Below are 18,401 nucleotides of genomic sequence, written 5' to 3'. Positions count from 1 at the left end.
AGCGCGCATGAAAACGTTCCAGCATCTCATTCCCGTGCTGGCCGGTGAGCCGGCGCTGTATGGGCGTGTCGCGGAAGCGCGTGGCGTCGTCGTCCGCGCGGTCGGCGTGTCGCTGCGCATCGGGGAGATGGTGCGCCTTGTCCGGCCCGATACGCTCGATACGCAAATGGGCGAAGTGGTCGGCTTCACCGACGACGGCGCGCTCGTGATGCCGCTCGACGGTGTCACGGGCCTGTCGAATATCACGCAGGTTCACGGCTGTGGTCTCGCATGGGGGCAAGTCGATGCGCTCGAACTGCTCGGGCGCACCGTCGACGGATTGGGGCGCCCGCTCGACGGCGGTCCTGCATTGCAGGAAGCAGGCGGCGCGCGGCGCGCCGCGGCGCTTGCGAGCCTCAACCCGCTGGAGCGGCCGGTCATTGCACAGCCGTTTGCAACCGGTGTGCGCGCGATCGACGGCTTGCTCACATGCGGCGTCGGGCAGCGCGTCGGCATTTTCGCGCCGGCCGGCGGCGGCAAAAGCACGTTGATGGGGATGATCGCGAACGGCGCGCAGGTCGATGCGATCGTCGTCGCGCTGATCGGAGAGCGAGGCCGCGAGGTAGCCGAATTCATTCACGATCATTTGTCCGGGCGGCGCGATGCGTCGGTGGTCGTTGCGTCGACGTCGGAACGACCGGCGGCGGAGCGGCTCAAGGCGGCCGAACTGGCATGCGAAGTCGCGAGCGGGTTGCGAGCGACCGGACGACGGGTGTTGCTGCTATTCGATTCGCTCACACGTTATGCACGTGCATTGCGTGAAGTGGGGCTCGCAGTCGGTGAGCCGCCGGTGCGGCGCGGCTATCCGCCGCGCGTGTTTGCCGAACTCCCCAAGCTGATCGAATCGGCTGGATTGACCCGGCAAGGTAGCGTGACCGCGTTCTTTACCGTACTTGCCGAAGACGAAGAGCTGTCCGATCCGATCGCCGAAGAAGCACGCTCGCTGCTCGATGGGCATATTCAGCTATCGAGCAGGCTCGGCGGCGCGGGGCATTATCCGGCGATCGATATTCTGAAGAGTAAGAGCCGCGTGATGACCCGTGTGACGGATTCGATCCATCGAGCGCAGGCGGACCGTGTGCGCGGCTGGATGAGTCGTTATCAGGAACTCGAACTGTTGATCCAGATTGGCGAGTATCAGCGCGGTAGCGATCCGGCCAGTGATCTCGCGATCGAACGGCAGCCTGGCATTGTGCGATTTCTGCAGCAGCGTTATGACGAGCATTGCGCGGTGCAAGACACCCGTTCGATGCTGAATGCGCTGTGTAGTGCTCCAGTGCGATGAGTGACGCGAAGCGCAACGCGCAGTTGTGGCGACTGCTCGCGCGCGTGCGTGAGTTGCGCGTTGAGCGCAAGCGGCGCGCGCTCAACGCGGCGCGAGACGAATGGCGGCGAGCCGACGACGCGGTTGCACTGAGACAGGCGGAAATCGAACGGCATGCAGCGCAGCGCGACCGAATCCTGCAGTCGTGCGGTCACGATAGACCGACCGGGCGCCTTTGGCGTGATGCGTTGCGCTGGCATGATGTTCGCGCGATAACGATGCATCGAGCCCTCGCATCAGCGATACAGCAGCGAGGACGTGCGGCGGATGAAGTAGCCAACGCTTCGATGCAGCTGCAGCGCGAAAGTATTGGGCGCGACGACGCGCTCACGCGTGCGCGTCGCCTAAGGGCGGCGTTGACGGACATCGACTGACCAGGCAGGCAGTACGAATGGCGTTCAACCTGGCCGGTGGGTTTGGAACCTCCGGCCAGGCCTCGCTGAGTCGAAGAGATTGATCAATGCGAATACTGACCTTTCTCCTCTACCGGTCGCGTCTGCATTTAGTGCTTGCCTAGACGATCTTGGTGTCCGTCTTCAAGCCCTTTTCGGGATCCGCCTTCTGCGCGTTGTTGGCGACTTGCCTCAATTTGTCTTTCTCCTGTTTGTCTTTGACTTCGCGAAACGACACGTTGGATTTATCACTTGGGCTGAGGTGTTCACCCACAAAGACCTGCTTGGTCCCTTTCGGCTCATAGATGACCCGATCCATATGCGGCGGAGCGCCACTGCTTGACGCCTTTTGCTCCGGGTCCATCGTTACGCGCATCGAATTGGTGTCGAGACCAAGCGGTTTCGAGAAGTCAGCCTTTGTCTCTTTTCCGTCGATTTTGAGCACACCGTGAGGATCGCCCCACCCGGTGAATTCGTAGTTATGGTCACCGTCGTTAATCTTGGTCGTGGCCTTGTCTTTTGAGAGTTCGGCATGAGTGTTGCCCATGTCGACGTTTAGCTTGTTGCCGTTCTGCGACACGACTGGCGCCACCTTGTTCCGATCACACGCGTCCCACTGCGAGTCTTTGTGTGAACCGTGCGAACCCTTGCCGGGCACGTTGTTCCACGTGTTCGACGAGAATTGCTGGTAAGTCGAGTACGACGTCTTCATCGACATGCTGTCCGGCGTGCGCGAGATTTCCCGCTGAAATTGGGTCATCATGGTGCCGCTTTGCGCGCTGCCATAACCCGATTGCTTCGGCGAGTAGAAGGATGAACTCGACGGTTGCGCGATACCGCGGGACATCGACATGGACATCGGAGAATAAAGCGAAGGCGAGCCGAACGTGCTCGACGAGCCAGAAAAACTGCTCGCGCGGGACTGGTTAAACGTGTTGGCGAAATTCCATTGATTGTTGACGGTCTGAGCCGTGCGGCTGTCGAACGTAGCTTGCATGTGCGAATCCTCTAACAGGACAATGCGTTAAACGAAATTTATGATGTGCAGGACGCGCCGGCCGCACACACGTACGTACCGCCGATTCCGCAAGCAGAGTCTAGTTTTGGAGCGATGCACAAGGGCACTACATACGTAGTGCTACTGGATCGCACACGCTTTTACAAACTGAACGCACATAAAAAAGCCCGCGTTCTGGATGCGCGGGCCTGTTCTTTGGGATAGTTCGCGATTTCTCTACTGCACACTCACTGCCGCGAAATTCTGCCGCCCAAACGCGCTCACCTGATACCCGTTCACGTCTTTCGTCGTAATCGCCGTCGCAGTGGGATACCCAAGCGGAATCCACAGCGCCTCATCGTGAATGATCTGCTGCGCGGCCTCATACGCTTTCGTGCGCTTCGCCTGGTCGGGCGTGCGTTTGCCCTCGTTAATCAGCTTGTCGAGATCCGCATCGCAAAAGCGCGAGAAGTTGATGCCCGACTTCACGCCGTTGCAGCTAAAAAGCGGCGTCAAGTAGTCGTCCGGGTCGCCGTTGTCGCCGGCCCAGCCCATAAACAGCGTGTCGTGATGACCCTGCTTGGCTTCCTTGATCAGTTCGCCCCATTCGATCACCTTCACGTCGGCCTTCACGCCAATCTTCGCGAAGTCCGCCTGCAGCAGTTCCGCGCCGGCCTTCGGACTCGGATTCAATGAACTGCCAGTCGGGCGCACCCAGATCGTCGTGGAGAAGCCGTTCGGGTAACCCGCGTCGGCGAGCAGCTTCCTGGCCTTCGCGACATCGTAGGGCCACGGTTTGACCGCTTTGTCGTAGCTCCATGTATTCGGCGGATACGGGTTGGTCGCGGGCATCGCGGTATCGTTGAACACCACCTTCAGATAAGTCGCGCGATCGAATGCCATATTCAGTGCCGCACGGACTTTCTGGTTATCGAGCGGCTTCTTTTCGGTGTTCAGTGCGACAAACGCGGTCATAAAGGCCGGCGTTTGCACGATCCTGACCTTCCTGTCGTTCTTCGCGTCGGCGATATCCTGCGGCTTCGGCGACAGCGCGATCTGGCATTCGCCGGCCTTCACCTTCTGCGCGCGCACCGTCGGGTCCGGCGTGATCGCATAGATCAGCCGGTCGATTTTCGGCTTCGGGCCCCAGTAGGTCGGATTCACGTCATAGCGGATCACCGCGTCCTTCGTATAGCTCTTCAGCACGAATGGGCCCGTGCCGATTGGCTTCGCGTTCAGGTCGGTCTGTTTGCCGGCTTTGAGCAGCTGGTCCGCGTATTCGGCGGAGTAGATCGACGCGAAGCCCATCGTCATTACCGACAGGAACGGTGCGTCCGGCTCGGTCAGTTCGAACTTGACGGTATGGTCGTCCACCTTCGTGATCGACTTCACCAGCTTCGTCATGCCCATCGACTGCGCATGCGGAAAGCCGTTTGCGCCCGCCACCTTGTGCCACGGATTGCTGTCGTCGAGCATCCGGCTGAACGTGAAGACGACGTCGTCCGCGTTGAGCGGCCGGGTCGGCTTGAAGTAGTCGGTGGTCTGGAATGGCACGTTCGGACGCAGATGGAACGTGTACGTGAGCCCATCGGCGCTGACTTCCCACTTGTCGGCGAGGCTCGGCACGACCTTGCGCGACGCTTCGTCGAACGCAACGAGCGTGTTGAAGATCACGTCGGCGGACGCATTGGTCGTGACGAGCGAGTTGTACTGGACCACGTCGAAGCCGTCGGGGCTTGCTTCGGTGCAGACGGTGAGCGGCTTGGCTTGCGCGAGCGCGGGCGAAGCGAAAAGTACGGTGCCAAGTACGGCAAAAGCGGCGGCAGCGGACGGCTTGAAGCGCATGACATCTCCCGGAACGATCGTGGTCAGGTACGGCGGCGGGTGTGTTACCCGGTTCGAAGACGGTTGCGGCGACGGCTGCTAACGGTGGTGAACGGGGCGTGCGAGGCTTTTTGGCCGACACGTTGCTAATGGCGATGGATGTGCCACACCGCGTTGGCGAAAGCTTATCGAACGGTCGTTGCGGCGACAACCACGCGTTGCATATGTCGATATCGTCGCATGGCACGCCATTCAGTGCCGTGAAGCATACCGTTGCAGATAGCCGATGCCGTCGATCGCGCGCGAGCCGTACCACGACACCTGCTCGCCGTCGATCAGTTCGATTCGCTTGCCGGCCAGTCCGCCGGCGGCGCGCGGGTCCTGCGCGAGCCTGTCGCAATGCGCCTGAGTAAAGCGGTAAGGCTCGCTCGATAGCAGCACGCGGTCGACATCCGCGAGCCATTGCGCGTTCAGGTCGAACGCGGGATAGCGCTGTGCGCCCATCGGGCCGCCATCGATATCGGGCAGCGTGTGCCAGTTCACCAGCCGCAGCATCGCCGAGATATAGGTGTCGCGCGCGACCGTCATCCATGGGTCGCGCCAGATCGCGTAGAGCACGCGCTGGTGTGGCCAGTCGCGCGCGGTGACATTGTCGAGCTGCGTTTGCAGCGCATCGCTCAGGTGCTGTGCTGCATCCTGGCGGTCGAATATCGCGCCAAGCAGCGCGAATAACGCAAAGTTGTCGTCAGGTACGAGCGGATGCGTGACGACAATGTGCGGGACGTATGCGCGCAGCGCATCGACCGTCGAGCGTTCGTTTTCGTCGATGTTGACGACCAGATGCGTGGGCTGCAGCGCGCGCACGGCATCGATGCGTACCGACTTTGTGCCGCCCACTTTCGGCACCACGCGCACGCGGTCGCGCGGGTGCACGCAAAAGCCCGTGCGCCCGACGATCTGCCGGTCGAGGCCGAGCGCGAACAGCAGTTCGGTGATGCTCGGTACCAGCGAGACGATCCGGGGGCGCTCGCCCGCGCGTGGGTGTTTGACGCCTGCTGCATCGACTGTCTGCTCGCTCATCGCGGATTCCGTCGACGGTAGGAAGCTTTCAACCCTTCAATCGGTCGCCGCGCGCGGCTTGTGCGCGGCATTTTTCATCGCTGCATCGTAGAGCCAGCGCGGCACGACATGCAAGATCATCGCAACCACGCGCATCGGCCACGGCAGCACGATATAGCGCTTCTTCTGTTCGATCGCATCGGCCGCCTTGCGCGCGAAGTGGTCGACGTCCATCAGGAACGGCATCCGGTATGGGTTGCGCGCGGTCATCGGCGTGCGGATAAAGCCCGGTGCGATTGTCACGACCGCGACGCCGCGCGGCCGCATTTCGACGCGCAGCGCTTCCAGATAGGTACGTGCGGCGGCCTTCGACGCGCTGTACGCGCCAGAGCCCGGCAGTCCGCGCACTCCGGCGACGCTCGAAATGCCGACCAGTGTGCCCGCGCGCGCGGCGATCATCGCGGCCGCGAACGGCTCGAACGTCGCGACCATGCCGAAGTAGTTGATGTCCATCACGTCGCGGAAGGTCCGCAGGTCGCCGAGACCGGTGACCGCGCCGCGGCTGACGCCCGCATTCGCGATCACGACATCCGGGCAGCCGTACTGCGCGATGAAGTCGTGGGCGGCCGCCGCGAGCGCGTCGGCATCGCGAACATCTGCGGGATAGACGGAGATCAGGTGTTCAGGATGCGCTTGACGGAAGCGCTCCAGCGCGTCGCCGCGCCGCGCGACGAGGCCGAGAATCGCGCCGCGCCGCGCATATTCGGCGGCGATCGCGAGGCCGATGCCGCTCGATGCGCCGGTAATGAAGACCTTTAGCGGTGAACTCATACCGGCGCGTCGCGATGCCACGCGTTACATCTTCTTCGCGCGAACCTGGCTCACGAGGTAGTCGAGCACCTGGATCGTGCCCGGCAGCGTATTCGTCTGCGCAGGGCCGGTTTCATACTTGCCCTGGACTGCGAGGGTCGGCACGCCATCGATCTTGTAGTCGGTGATCAGCTTCGTGTCGCGCTGCAACGCGGTTTGCGTGGAGAACGAGTTGTACGCTTCCATGTACTTCTTCGGGTCCACGCCCTGCTTCGACAGGAAGGCCGTCTGAGCTTCCGGCGTCAGCAGGTAGTCCTTGTTGACGTGGATTTCGTGGAAGATCTTCGGCGTCAGTTCCTGCGCGAGACCGAGGGCGTCGATCGCGTGATACATCTTCGAATGCGGGATGAAGTCGTCGCGGAACGCAACCGGCACGCGCTTGAACACGACGTCCGGGCCCTGCTTCTTGATCCAGTCTTCGAGATACGGGTCGAATTCGTTGCAGTGCGGGCAGCCGTACCACATGAATTCGATTACTTCGATCTTGCCGGCGGGCACTTCGACCGGCTGCGGCGACGACAGCACGGTGTAGTCCTTGCCGGCGACCGGCGCGGTCGGGCTCGCGCTTGCCGCGGCGGTGATCAGACCCAGCGAGAGGCAAAGAAGGCTAAGCAGCTTTTTCATGTCTTGTGATCCCAATCGGGAAGTAGCGGTGACAGTTGAACGGCGGGCGTCATGAGCCTGTCACCGTGAACGCTGCGACGGACGGCAGGCTTTCGCCGTGCTTGAGACTGCGCGTGCGCGCCGAAGGTTCAGCGCGCGCACGATTTCGTACGGCAGATTACTGTTTGGTAAAGCGGATCACGGCGGTGTCGATGCCGGCGTCAGACAGGCGCTGACGCGTGGCGTTCATATCCTCGAACTTCGCGAACGGTCCGATCCGTACGCGATAGTACGTGATACCACCCGCATCGCGCTGCGTGACCTTCGATTCGAAACCCTGGAATGCAAGCCGCGCGCGCTGCTGCTCGGCGTCGGCGGACGTTTTGTATGCACCGACCTGCAGCAGATAGCCGGTGTTCGCATCGGCGGCCGACGGCGCCGCGGACGGCGTGCCAGGCTTGGCCGGCGGCGGAACATTGGCGACCGTCGCGCCGCTCGAAGCCGGCTTCTTCGCACCGGCGGCCGCGGCCGACGACGCATTGCTGTTCGGCGCGGGCGTGGGGCCGCTGGCGCCCGGCGGCACTTCGACGATTTGCGGTTCTTCGAGGATGCCCGACGATTGCGTCTGATTGTTGGTCTGCCCCGGCGCGGTATTGGGCGGCGCCGGCTGCGCGGCTTGCGGCACCGGCTGGCCCGGGCTCTTGCCCTGCAACGGCCGGTTCGGATCGTATTGCGGCTGGCTTGCGCCCGCGTCCGACGCGGCGGGCGGCGACACCTTCGCGACGAACGGCGTCGGCGCACGCGTGATGTACAGCGCGACCACGACGGCAATAGCCAGACCGACGATCAGGCCCAGCACGATGCCGAGAAACGTTCCCCCGGTTTGCTTCGACTGCTTCGTTGTGCGGCGTGGCTTTGCCATTGTCTGAATCACCTGCGAAAGGAAAGGCTTGAATGACGGTCGATTATAGCGACGGCAACGGGCTTTGCTGCCGCTGCCGCCGCTTTGTTACGACCGCGCGTTATGGTCGCACAAGCGAGTCGCATAAGCGAGCGCTGGGGGCGAATCGGATTTACATCTTGGCGGGGGCCGAGACGCCGATGATCGCGAGGCCGTTTGCCAGCACCTGGCGGGTGGCCGCGAGCAGTGCAATGCGAGCGTTGCGGACCGTTTCATCGTCGACCAGAACGCGCTCGGCATTGTAGAACGAGTGAAATTCGCTCGCGAGGTCGCGCAGGTAGAACGCCACCGCGTGCGGCGCGAGTTCCTCGGCGGCATGCGAAAGCATGTCGGGGAATTCCGCGAGCTTTTGCAGCAGCGCCATCGCGCGCTCGCTCGACAGCGGCGCGAGATCGACTGACGGCAACACCGCTTCGTCCGCATTGAAGCGCGATTTCCATTCGCCGAGCACCGAGCAGATCCGCGCATGCGCGTACTGTACGTAGTACACCGGGTTTTCGTCGTTCTGCTTGAGTGCGAGATCGATGTCGAATACGAACTCGGTGTCGGCCTTGCGCGAGATCAGGAAGAAGCGCACCGCATCGCGGCCGCGGCGAATCGTCTCTTCGTCGAGCAGGTCCGGCGCGCTTTCCTGACCGGGCGCGGCGCCACCCGACCATTCGATCAGGTCGCGCACCGTCACATAGCTGCCCGCGCGCTTCGAGATTTTCACTTCCTGGCCATCGCGCATCACGGTGACCATCTTGTGCAGCACGTAGTCGGGGTAGCCCTTCGGAATGCCGATGCCGAGACCCTGCAGGCCGGCGCGCACACGCGCGACCGTGCCGTGGTGGTCCGAGCCCTGGATGTTGATCACCTTCGTGAAGCCGCGCTGCCACTTTGTTACGTGGTACGCAACGTCCGGCACGAAATACGTGAACGTGCCGTCTTTCTTGCGCATCACGCGATCTTTGTCGTCGCCGTCGTCGGTGGTGCGCAGCCAGAGCGCGCCGTCTTCTTCATAGGTTTTGCCGGCGGCGATCAGCGCGTCGACCGTCTGTTCGACGCGGCCTTCCTTGTACAGCGACGATTCGAGGTAATAGTGATCGAATTCGACGCCGAACGCCTGCAGGTCCATATCCTGTTCGTGACGCAAGTACGCCACCGCGAAGCGGCGGATCGCGTCGAGGTTTTCAACGTCGCCCGCGCCTTTGACCGGCTCGCCGTCGCGTGCGGAGACCGTCTCGCCGTTCAGGTAGTCGCGTGCGATATCGGCGATGTACTCGCCGTTGTACGCGGAGTCCGGCCAGCCTGCGTCGCCGGGTTTGAGGCCGCGTGCGCGCAACTGCGTGGAGAGGGCGAGCGTCTGGATCTGCACGCCGGCGTCGTTGTAGTAAAACTCGCGATGTACGTCCCAGCCTTGCGACGCGAGCACGTTCGACAGCGCGTCGCCGAGCGCGGCCTGACGGCCATGGCCGACGTGCAGCGGCCCCGTCGGATTCGCCGACACGAATTCGACCAGCACGTGCTTGCCGGCTTCGCGCTGCGAGCGGCCGAACGCCTGCTGCTGCGCGAACACCTCGCGCACGACAGCCTGCTTCGCGGCCGGCGCGATACGCAGGTTGATGAAGCCGGGACCCGCGACCTCCGCGCCATCGATCAGACCTTGCGCCTGCGGATGCGCGAGCACCGCATCGACGATTTGCTGCGCGAGCTGCCGCGGGTTCGCGCGCAGCGGCTTGGCGAGCTGCATCGCGACATTGCACGCGATGTCGCCGTGCGCGGCGACCTTCGGACGTTCGAGCGTGATCACCGGGGAGACGAACGCGGCTTCGGACGCGCCCGCGGTGGCCGTGGCGATCTGCTTCACGGTGTCGGCGAGCAGGGTTTCGAGAGTGTGTTTATGTGCAGGCAGCATGCTTGTTGCGTGTCCAGTGAGGCAGTCGGGTAACACAAGATTGCGCCGGAATGCGGCAACTTCCAGTGCGGCAAATTGACGGTGGCTTAAGGCGGGTGGCGCGCCGCGGGCGAAACGCGTTCGATTGCCCGCGCATACGAAGTGCCGGGCCTGTATACGCGAAACCCGCGTGCTCCCGGAGCAAAACTCGCGCAAAGCCACGCGAAGTCGGCGTACCAGCGCGGATTGCAGCCCATCATGCGGTTCACAGCTTCATGTCGCGCCTCCGACCGCGTCGGCGCAGCGTGTACGCGCGCACCACGGCGGGCTTTTTCCGTCAGGACGGATTTTAGCAGGTGCTAATATGTCCAATGAGATGTCCAACGAGATGTCCAACGGGACGTGCGGTCCGGACGAGGCGGGCTGGCGCGGCCGGACTGGCTCCCCGCAACACCTGGAGCAGCGGGTGGAGCGCCCGCTGGCAAGTCCGGCTGGAAGTCGCGGTTGAGATCCCGGTCATCACTGCTGGAGTGGTCTTGAGAGCGCATTGCCGAAGGCCGCTTCGCGATTGACCGGCGAGGGAGAGGGTCAACAAAACGAAAAGGGAACAGTCATGCTGATTACTTTCAAATGTCGTGCCGCGCCGGACGTGATCATGTTGGAGAACCTGGCTCAATATCTTGTCGGGATTATTGGCAAGCGGCTGGGGCAACGCGGCGTCATCACGCATGACGAACTCGGCGACGCGATTACGAAGCTCGAAGCTGCGATCGTCACCGACAAGCAGGAACGCGCCGAACACGACGGCCATTTCCATGAGGGCGAAGAAGGGCACGATTCGCATGAAATCCCGATTGGCCTTGCGCAGCGTGCGTATCCGTTTCTCGACATGCTGCGCGTCGCGCAAAAGGCAAACGCCGATATCGTCTGGGGGGTTTGACACGCGGCGCGCGAATTATGATTCACGATTCGTGCGCGGTGTATCCGCGCTGAAGCGCAGCGGCAGTGAGTGCAATGAAGTATCGTGAGCCCGCCTTGCATACGAAGCAGGCGGGCTTTTTTGCGGCGCTCGCGCTATTGGCTCGCGCCTTGCGGCGTAGCGGCCGGCGCCGATGCACCCCGCTTCGCTTTCTTGTGTTTCTGCTTCTTCACGTGCTGCCCGGTTGGCGGCGAATACGAACTCACCGAGCTGGGCCCGCCTTGCGCAAACGCCGGTACGGCACCGGTGGCAAGCCATGCGGCCATCCACATCAGCGACAGCTTCTTCATACGATTTTCTCCGGCCGGTTGCGCGTCGACATGCCGAGCGTTCTTGATGACTGCATTCGGCGAGAGATCAGGCCGCTGCAGTTTACAAAGTCGAAATCTGCACCGCCGGAAATATTCGGCCTTTGAGTGCCGATATAGTGGGGGGAAAGAGCGGGGAGAAAGAGCGGGGCGCAAGCCGCGCCCGCTCGCGTGCTGCGCAGCGGGCGCGTGGGGAGTGGCCGCGACGGTTACAGCAGCGGTGCGAGCGCGCGTTGCGCATCGGTCTTCGATAAGGCCATGCGCCGCGCGTAGTCCTCCAACTGATCCTCGCCAATCTTGCCGACCGAGAAGTACGTGCTGTCCGGATGCGCGAGATAGAAGCCCGACACGCTTGCGGCCGGCAGCATCGCCAGCGATTCAGTCACGCTCATGCCGATCTCGCCTGCCTGCAAGACGTCGAACATATCGCGCTTCACCAGATGGTCAGGGCACGCCGGATAGCCCGGCGCGGGACGAATGCCGCGATACTTCTCATCGATCAGTTCGTCGTTCCCGAGGGTCTCGTTTGCGGCATAACCCCACAAGTCGCGGCGCACGCGAGCATGCATCGCTTCCGCAAACGCTTCCGCGAAGCGGTCGGCAAGCGCCTTCAGCATGATCGCGCTGTAGTCGTCGTGGTCCTTTTCGAACTGCTTTTCCTTCACGTCGACGCCAAGGCCTGCCGTGACCGCGAACAGGCCGATATAGTCGGCCACGCCCGAGTCTTTCGGCGCGATGAAATCGGCAAGCGACCGGTTCGGTCGCATCACGCCATCGACCACCGGCCGCTCGCTCTGTTGACGCAGGTTGCGCCACGTCATCGCGACTTCGCTGCGCGATTCGTCGGTATAGATCTCAATGTCGTCGTCGTTAACGGTGTTCGCCGGCAGCAGCGCGATCACGCCGTTCGCGGTGATCCAGCGGCCTTGAATCAGACGCGCGAGCATCGACTTCGCATCCGAGAACACGCGCCGCGCCGACTCGCCGACCACTTCGTCGTTGAGGATCGCCGGATAGCGGCCCGCGAGATCCCATGTCTGGAAGAACGGACCCCAGTCGATGTAGTTCGCGAGCTCGTTCAGATCGTAGTTCCTGAACACGCGACGCCCGATGAATTTCGGCTTGACCGGCTGATACGCGCGCCAGTCGACGGCCGTCCTGTTCGCACGCGCCTGCGCCAGCGTAACCATCGGCTGCGCCTTCTTGTTCGCGTGCTGGGTGCGGATGCGATCGTAGTCGGCTTTCAGTTCGTCGAGATACTTCGCCGCGCCTTCATCGGACAACAAGCTCGATGCAACCGATACCGAACGCGACGCATCCGGCACATACACGACCGGCCCTTCGTAGTGCGGCGCGATTTTCACGGCCGTGTGCACGCGCGACGTGGTCGCCCCACCGATCAGCAGCGGCGTCTTCCTGTCGCGGAAGTACTCGTCGCGCTGCATTTCGGACGCGACATAGGCCATTTCCTCGAGGCTCGGCGTAATGAGCCCCGACAGGCCGACGATGTCCGCGCCTTCCTCTTTTGCTTTCGCGAGAATGTCGTTACACGGGACCATCACGCCCATGTTGACCACTTCGAAGTTATTGCACTGAAGCACGACCGACACGATGTTCTTGCCGATATCGTGAACATCGCCCTTCACGGTCGCGATCACGATCTTGCCTTTCGCGCGCACATCGCCGCCGGCCGCGGCCAGTTGCTTCTTTTCTTCCTCGATAAACGGAATCAGGTGGGCGACCGCCTGCTTCATCACGCGCGCCGACTTGACGACCTGCGGCAGGAACATCTTGCCCTGGCCGAACAGGTCGCCGACCACATTCATGCCGTCCATCAGCGGCCCTTCGATCACATTGATCGGGCGGCCGCCATTCGCGGCGATCTGCGCGCGCGCTTCTTCGGTATCGTCGACGATGAAATTCGTGATGCCGTGCACGAGCGCGTGCGCGAGACGCTTTTCAACCGGCTGATTGCGCCACTCGAGGTTTTCTTCCTTCTTCGCCGCGCCGGTCTTGAACTTGTCGGCGATCTCGAGCAAACGGTCGGTCGCATCGTCACGGCGATTCAGCACCACATCTTCGACACGCTCGCGCAGTTCGGCGTCGAGATCCGCATACACGCCCAGTTGCCCCGCGTTGACGATGCCCATGTCCATCCCCGCTTGAATTGCGTGATAGAGGAACACGGTGTGGATCGCTTCGCGCACCGGGTCGTTGCCGCGAAACGAGAACGACACGTTCGACACGCCGCCGCTGACCTTCGCGTACGGCAGGTTCTGCTTGATCCAGCGCGTCGCCTCGATGAAGTCGACCGCATAGTTGTTGTGCTCTTCGATGCCGGTCGCGACCGCGAAGATATTCGGATCGAAGATGATGTCTTCGGGCGGGAATCCAGCTTCGTTGACGAGCACATCATACGAGCGCTTGCAGATCTGCGTCTTGCGCTCGAACGTGTCGGCCTGGCCCTGCTCGTCGAACGCCATCACGACCGCCGCGGCGCCGTAGCGGCGAATCAGCTTCGCGTGATGAATGAATGCGTCCTTGCCTTCCTTTAGCGAGATCGAGTTGACGATCGCCTTGCCTTGCACGCACTTGAGGCCCGCTTCGATCACGTCCCACTTGGACGAGTCGATCATGACCGGCACGCGCGCAATGTCCGGTTCCGAGGCGATCAGATTCATAAAGCGCACCATCGCCGCTTTCGAATCGAGCATCGCCTCGTCCATGTTGATGTCGATGACCTGCGCGCCGTTTTCGACCTGTTGACGCGCGACGGCCAGCGCTTCGTCGAACTGCCCGTTGAGAATCATGCGGGCGAATGCCTTGGAGCCGGTCACGTTGGTGCGTTCACCGACGTTGATGAAAAGCGTACCGGACGTGACGTTGAACGGTTCGAGGCCGGAGAGGCGCAGCGTATGATCGGTCATGACTTGCACTGGTGCGTGGGTTGGCGTCGGGTTTTGCGTGTTGAGCAATGGAAGGTGCGTGGCTGAGCGATGCAGGTTTAAGCCGCGTCGCGGTATTGCGTCGGCCACTTGCGCGGCTTGACGTCGGCCAGCGCTTTGGCGATTGCGGCAATGTGCTCCGGCGTCGTGCCGCAGCAGCCGCCGGCGATATTTACCAGCCCGGCCTGCGCAAATTCTTTCAGGAGCCCGGACGTATCGGCGGGCAGTTCGTCGAAGCCCGTATCGCTCATCGGATTCGGCAGACCCGCGTTCGGATAGCACGACACATAGGTGTCGCACAGCTTCGCAAGCTCGGCGATATACGGGCGCATCAGCGCCGCGCCAAGCGCGCAGTTCAAACCAAAAGTAAGGGGCTTCGCATGGCGCAGCGAATTCCAGAACGCTTCGACAGTCTGTCCGGACAGGATGCGTCCGGAAGCATCGGTGACCGTGCCCGAAACCATGATCGGCAACCGCTCGCCGGTGTCTTCGAACAGCTCGTCAAGCGCGAACAGCGCGGCCTTCGCATTCAGCGTGTCGAAAATCGTCTCGACGAGGAACAGATCGGCGCCGCCTTCGAGCAGCGCTTTCGCTTGCTGGTAATACGCGCTGCGCAATTCGTCAAAGGTCACGTTGCGTGCGGCCGGGTCGTTCACGTCGGGCGAGATGCTTGCCGTTTTCGGCGTCGGCCCGATTGCGCCCGCGACGAAGCGTGGCTTGTCGGGCGTCGAATACTTGTCGCATGCCGCGCGGGCGAGCTTCGCCGACGCAATGTTCATTTCCTCGACAAGGTCTTCCATGCCATAGTCGGCCTGCGCGACGACGGTGGCGCCGAACGTGTTTGTTTCGACGATATCGGCCCCCGCGGCCAGATATTGCTCGTGAATCTCGCTGATGATCTGCGGTTGGGTGATCGACAGCAATTCATTGTTGCCTTTGATGTCGCGGCCGTAGTCCTTGAAGCGCTCGCCGCGGTACTGCGCCTCGTCCAGCTTGTAACGCTGGATCATCGTTCCGGTCGCGCCGTCGAGAATCATGATGCGTGACTGAAGCAGAGCGGGCAGGGCCGCGCCGCGCGTATAGCCGGCGGCGCTGTTCGAAGCGACGGGAGAGGCAGGCTTGTTCATGGCAGAAAGACCTTGGCCGGTTTATCAGCCGGCTTATTCAGGAAACTCAACATTGTAGCCCGCGCTGTGCGGGACCGTCTGCGTGGCGCCGAAGCGACAGCATGGCGGCGCGCAGCGGGCCGGCGCGGCACGCCGCACATAATGAAAAACCCCGTCCGGCAAGCCGGACGGGGTTAGTAGAACGTTGCCTGGCGTGTCGCCGTGGGCGTTTTAGTGGAGCACGACTGGCTGGTGCATCAGACTGTCGAACTGGCCAAGGAACTCGTCCACTTCGTCGAGAGACGGTTCTTCTTCGATCAGCTTCTGTACATGCTCACGGAAGCTTGCCGCCATTGCACCATCGATGTAAATCTCACGCTGGGTGTTCTTGTCCACAATCTCGTAACCACCAGACTTCATCGCAACATGGCCGTCCTGAGGTGGAAACTCGACGACACAGTAGTTGGGGCTGTTGTAGATCATTTGCATGGCGACACTCCTTATTTCCGTTGGCTCCGGGCCAGTCCTGCACCCTACGTGGAGCGCTTGGCTTGGAATTCAAGGGGTGGGTCCGGCGTGGCGCTTGTAAATATTCCCGGACCTATCGGTTAGACCTGCGATTGCAAAAACGTTTCGAGCAACGCGGTAAAACGTTGTGACTGCTCGATCGGCGCGAGATGAGCCGCGTCCAGCACCTCGAATCGCGCCCCTCGGATTGCACCTGCTATCGCCTGTGTAGCAGCAGGAGGCGTGCCTGTGTCATGACGCCCGGCTATCGCCAGCGTAGGCGAGCGTATTTCCGCCAGTCTATCGCGCGCGTCGAAATCGCGCAGTGCGATGCACGCAAGCGCAAAGCCCTCAACGGTCGTATGGATGTACACGTCGCGAATCTGTTCGACGACTTCCGGATGCGCGTGGCGAAACTGCGGCGTAAGCCAGCGTTCGAGCGACGCCGGCATCAGCGACGCCACACCATCCCGCCGAGCCGCTTGCGCGCGTTGATCCCAGATACTGCGCGTTTCGGGCGGGGTATAAGCGAACGTATCGGCGAGCGTCAGCGTGTCTACCCGTGACGCATGATCGAGCGCGAACTGCTGCGCGATTGCACCGCCCATCGACATGCCGACCAGATGTGTGCGTTTTGCGCCAAGTGCGTCGAGCAGCGCGGCCAGATCGCTGGACAGATCGGCGATGGTGAACGGCGCGCTCGGCGCGGCGGTCTTGCCGTGGCCGCGCACGTCGTAGCGCAGCACGGTAAAGTCGTCGCGAAAGTAGCCGGCGAGCTGATCCCAGATCGACAGGTCGCCGCCCAGTTGATGGATGAAGGTGAGCCAGGGGCCACCTCCTTCGTTGCTCAGCACATAACGTGTGTCGATGCCGTTGACGTTCACTTGCATGCTTGCTCCTTTTATTCAGGTGATGCGGTGAGCGGTGCGTCGCGCGGGCCGTGCGAATTTGATATTGACGCGCGTGGCGCGGCGTGCAGAAGTTTCTAAAATCGAAACCCGATTCGACCGCGCAACGATCAGGGCCTTGTATCGGGGCTTCATCTCAGGGCCTGTTGTAATCGACGCCCGGTTGCTCTGCCGGTGCAGCCGCGGGTGGCGGGCTCGCTTGCATATCGGTTGCATCCGCGGGGTTTGGCCTCTGCGGGTTCGCATTTGCCGAGCCTGAGTCTGACGTCCCGGTCTGGCCATGCCATAGCAGTTCCACCTGCGTGCCGTTCGGTTCGGTTTGCACGAAGCGCACCGGCAACCAGCCGAGCGATGGCGCAAGCCATACGTCGATGCGACGCCGATCGCCTTCGTGGCGCGGCAAGCGCATGAAATGCCGCGCGTCGACGAAGCCTTGTTGCGTGCGCACCGTTTCGTCTCCAATCGTTTCGATCGGCCAGATTTCCCCGCTGTCGTTGTCCGTCACGTAGAACTCGCGCGTGACGCCGGAACGGTACGCGTCCGGCGCACCACGCACGAGGCTCGCGAGCTGCATGATCATGCTGAAGCGATCCTGCGCGCCGTCCTGTAGCGCGAGCGTCGCGGGTGTGCGCGTGAACGCGATCTGCTTCGTTTCGCGATTGAAAACGGTCACGTCTTCGCCGCGACGACCGCGCTTTTCGATGTATTGATCCGGCGCCAAACCGAACGCGTCGACATGGCCATGACTTTCGTAGCTGTAAGTGCCAACGAATGGCAGCGGCACCGATACGACGAGCCGATAAGTGTGGCCGTCGCTTTCCCAGTGGATCGTGCCGGGCTGATTGCGCACACCGTTATAAAACGTGTCGTATTCGAGGTCGCCGGACGGCGGAACGGAAAACTTGACACCCGGTGCCGCGTGCGCGGCATTGCCATTGCCGTTGTTTGTGCCGCTTGCCGTGCCTGCGCCGCCGGCAGCGCTCGGAACCGATGACGCCGCGCCCGCTGCGGCGCTGGCCGCAACCGCACTGGCAGCCTCGGTCGCGGCAGCGGACGCGTCAGGCTGAGCCGGCTCGGCGGTTGGTGCCGCCTGTGCGGCTGGTGGCGTTGCGGGCGGTTTCTTGCGTTTCGGCTCAGGGTTGACTGCGGTCAGCGCACGCTTATGTGGGGCCTGCGCCGCTCGTTTTTGTTGCGGCGGCGCTGTTGGTGTGGCACGCGGTGGTGTCGTGCCGGCCGCTTGCTGTTCGATGCGTTCGGGCTTCAGCAACGCGACCTGCACGGGCACCTGCATCGTGTCGACCGGTTTGAACGTGTCGCGATGGCGCTCGAACCATTGCGCGGCAACCCAGTGCGCACCGGCCACCGCAACCAGTACGGCCACCCAGCGCCAGCCCAATGAGCGGCGGGGCGCGGGCAAAGGCGGTGGGCGATTCGACGGAGGTGCGACAGACGGTGAAGACATCGAGGCGACGGGTTTGACTGGCGAAAGGTGATCAGGCAGCTAAAGTCGGGACGATTCGATACAAATGCATGCATCCCGAGTATCGCGATTCCATGAATACTGCGCGTGCGGGCCGGCGCAGTGTAATCCGGCGATAGCGTGTGCGCGCAATGGAGTCTGCACGCAATTGAGTCCGCCCGAATACGCGGCAATAGCTTTCGACTGTTCGTCTCTGACCGTGTTCCGCTGTGACCGGCAGACG

At 62.4% G+C, this 18,401-nt stretch carries 15 protein-coding genes; 2 read left to right on the top strand and 13 right to left on the bottom strand.

The window, feature by feature from the left end:
- Window positions 1-7 precede the first annotated feature (7 nt).
- Entirely contained in the window at window positions 8-1,324 is a 1,317-nt protein-coding gene (locus BX592_RS05910) for a FliI/YscN family ATPase (RefSeq protein ID WP_134190721.1), read from the top strand.
- A gap of 552 nt (window positions 1,325-1,876) precedes the next feature.
- Here the strand turns inward: BX592_RS05910 and BX592_RS05905 are convergent.
- From BX592_RS05905 to argS, 7 genes are all read right to left on the bottom strand, one after another.
- Complete coding sequence (locus tag BX592_RS05905) at window positions 1,877-2,752, bottom strand: hypothetical protein (RefSeq protein ID WP_134190720.1); 876 nt, start codon at window positions 2,750-2,752, stop codon at window positions 1,877-1,879.
- A 237-nt stretch (window positions 2,753-2,989) separates the two neighbouring features.
- A complete protein-coding gene (locus BX592_RS05900) occupies window positions 2,990-4,597 on the bottom strand; it encodes an ABC transporter substrate-binding protein (protein ID WP_134190719.1) in 1,608 nt (535 codons plus the stop codon).
- 231 nt (window positions 4,598-4,828) lie between these two features.
- Window positions 4,829-5,656: a helical backbone metal receptor gene (locus BX592_RS05895; protein ID WP_134190718.1), complete on the bottom strand. Its 828-nt coding sequence runs from the start codon at window positions 5,654-5,656 to the stop codon at window positions 4,829-4,831.
- A 36-nt stretch (window positions 5,657-5,692) separates the two neighbouring features.
- Window positions 5,693-6,466, bottom strand: a complete 774-nt coding sequence (locus BX592_RS05890) for an SDR family oxidoreductase (protein WP_134190717.1) — start codon at window positions 6,464-6,466, stop codon at window positions 5,693-5,695.
- 24 nt (window positions 6,467-6,490) lie between these two features.
- On the bottom strand, window positions 6,491-7,129 hold the full coding sequence (locus BX592_RS05885; protein WP_134190716.1) for a thiol:disulfide interchange protein DsbA/DsbL: 639 nt from the start codon (window positions 7,127-7,129) through the stop codon (window positions 6,491-6,493).
- Window positions 7,130-7,286: 157 nt separating this feature from the next.
- Window positions 7,287-8,030: an SPOR domain-containing protein gene (locus BX592_RS05880; RefSeq protein ID WP_134190715.1), complete on the bottom strand. Its 744-nt coding sequence runs from the start codon at window positions 8,028-8,030 to the stop codon at window positions 7,287-7,289.
- Between the two features lie 151 nt (window positions 8,031-8,181).
- Window positions 8,182-9,966 carry an arginine--tRNA ligase gene (gene argS, locus BX592_RS05875; protein ID WP_134190714.1) on the bottom strand — a complete coding sequence of 595 codons (1,785 nt, stop codon included), beginning with the start codon at window positions 9,964-9,966 and terminating at the stop codon, window positions 8,182-8,184.
- A gap of 592 nt (window positions 9,967-10,558) precedes the next feature.
- On the opposite strand from argS, the gene BX592_RS05870 reads away from it, so the two are divergent.
- Window positions 10,559-10,885: a DUF1840 domain-containing protein gene (locus BX592_RS05870; RefSeq protein WP_134190713.1), complete on the top strand. Its 327-nt coding sequence runs from the start codon at window positions 10,559-10,561 to the stop codon at window positions 10,883-10,885.
- A gap of 134 nt (window positions 10,886-11,019) precedes the next feature.
- Here the strand turns inward: BX592_RS05870 and BX592_RS05865 are convergent, their stop codons facing one another.
- From BX592_RS05865 to BX592_RS05840, 6 genes are all read right to left on the bottom strand, one after another.
- Window positions 11,020-11,214 carry an acid-shock protein gene (locus BX592_RS05865; RefSeq protein WP_134190712.1) on the bottom strand — a complete coding sequence of 65 codons (195 nt, stop codon included), beginning with the start codon at window positions 11,212-11,214 and terminating at the stop codon, window positions 11,020-11,022.
- A gap of 227 nt (window positions 11,215-11,441) precedes the next feature.
- Entirely contained in the window at window positions 11,442-14,159 is a 2,718-nt protein-coding gene (metH, locus tag BX592_RS05860) for a methionine synthase (RefSeq protein ID WP_166676306.1), read from the bottom strand.
- 77 nt (window positions 14,160-14,236) lie between these two features.
- Window positions 14,237-15,304 (bottom strand): homocysteine S-methyltransferase family protein, encoded by a 1,068-nt coding sequence (locus tag BX592_RS05855; RefSeq protein ID WP_134190711.1) that lies wholly within the window; start codon window positions 15,302-15,304, stop codon window positions 14,237-14,239.
- Between the two features lie 210 nt (window positions 15,305-15,514).
- Window positions 15,515-15,772 (bottom strand): BTH_I0359 family protein, encoded by a 258-nt coding sequence (locus BX592_RS05850; protein WP_134190710.1) that lies wholly within the window; start codon window positions 15,770-15,772, stop codon window positions 15,515-15,517.
- A gap of 119 nt (window positions 15,773-15,891) precedes the next feature.
- Complete coding sequence (locus tag BX592_RS05845) at window positions 15,892-16,680, bottom strand: alpha/beta fold hydrolase (protein WP_134190709.1); 789 nt, start codon at window positions 16,678-16,680, stop codon at window positions 15,892-15,894.
- 154 nt (window positions 16,681-16,834) lie between these two features.
- Entirely contained in the window at window positions 16,835-18,160 is a 1,326-nt protein-coding gene (locus BX592_RS05840) for a DUF3108 domain-containing protein (protein WP_134190708.1), read from the bottom strand.
- Between the last annotated feature and the right edge of the window lie 241 nt (window positions 18,161-18,401).

Source organism: Paraburkholderia rhizosphaerae (genome assembly GCF_004366595.1).
In the GTDB taxonomy this organism is placed as follows: Bacteria; Pseudomonadota; Gammaproteobacteria; order Burkholderiales; family Burkholderiaceae; genus Paraburkholderia; species Paraburkholderia rhizosphaerae.
This window is presented reverse-complemented; position numbering and strand designations above follow the sequence as displayed.

What these genes read in the sequence shown, in the direction of transcription:
- BX592_RS05910 (WP_134190721.1), top strand. Translation starts at nt 8, where the DNA reads ATGAAAACGTTCCAGCATCTCATTCCCGTGCTGGCCGGTGAGCCGGCG.
- BX592_RS05905 (WP_134190720.1), bottom strand. Translation starts at nt 2,752, where the DNA reads ATGCAAGCTACGTTCGACAGCCGCACGGCTCAGACCGTCAACAATCAA.
- BX592_RS05900 (WP_134190719.1), bottom strand. Translation starts at nt 4,597, where the DNA reads ATGCGCTTCAAGCCGTCCGCTGCCGCCGCTTTTGCCGTACTTGGCACC.
- BX592_RS05895 (WP_134190718.1), bottom strand. Translation starts at nt 5,656, where the DNA reads ATGAGCGAGCAGACAGTCGATGCAGCAGGCGTCAAACACCCACGCGCG.
- BX592_RS05890 (WP_134190717.1), bottom strand. Translation starts at nt 6,466, where the DNA reads ATGAGTTCACCGCTAAAGGTCTTCATTACCGGCGCATCGAGCGGCATC.
- BX592_RS05885 (WP_134190716.1), bottom strand. Translation starts at nt 7,129, where the DNA reads ATGAAAAAGCTGCTTAGCCTTCTTTGCCTCTCGCTGGGTCTGATCACC.
- BX592_RS05880 (WP_134190715.1), bottom strand. Translation starts at nt 8,030, where the DNA reads ATGGCAAAGCCACGCCGCACAACGAAGCAGTCGAAGCAAACCGGGGGA.
- argS (WP_134190714.1), bottom strand. Translation starts at nt 9,966, where the DNA reads ATGCTGCCTGCACATAAACACACTCTCGAAACCCTGCTCGCCGACACC.
- BX592_RS05870 (WP_134190713.1), top strand. Translation starts at nt 10,559, where the DNA reads ATGCTGATTACTTTCAAATGTCGTGCCGCGCCGGACGTGATCATGTTG.
- BX592_RS05865 (WP_134190712.1), bottom strand. Translation starts at nt 11,214, where the DNA reads ATGAAGAAGCTGTCGCTGATGTGGATGGCCGCATGGCTTGCCACCGGT.
- metH (WP_166676306.1), bottom strand. Translation starts at nt 14,159, where the DNA reads ATGACCGATCATACGCTGCGCCTCTCCGGCCTCGAACCGTTCAACGTC.
- BX592_RS05855 (WP_134190711.1), bottom strand. Translation starts at nt 15,304, where the DNA reads ATGAACAAGCCTGCCTCTCCCGTCGCTTCGAACAGCGCCGCCGGCTAT.
- BX592_RS05850 (WP_134190710.1), bottom strand. Translation starts at nt 15,772, where the DNA reads ATGCAAATGATCTACAACAGCCCCAACTACTGTGTCGTCGAGTTTCCA.
- BX592_RS05845 (WP_134190709.1), bottom strand. Translation starts at nt 16,680, where the DNA reads ATGCAAGTGAACGTCAACGGCATCGACACACGTTATGTGCTGAGCAAC.
- BX592_RS05840 (WP_134190708.1), bottom strand. Translation starts at nt 18,160, where the DNA reads ATGTCTTCACCGTCTGTCGCACCTCCGTCGAATCGCCCACCGCCTTTG.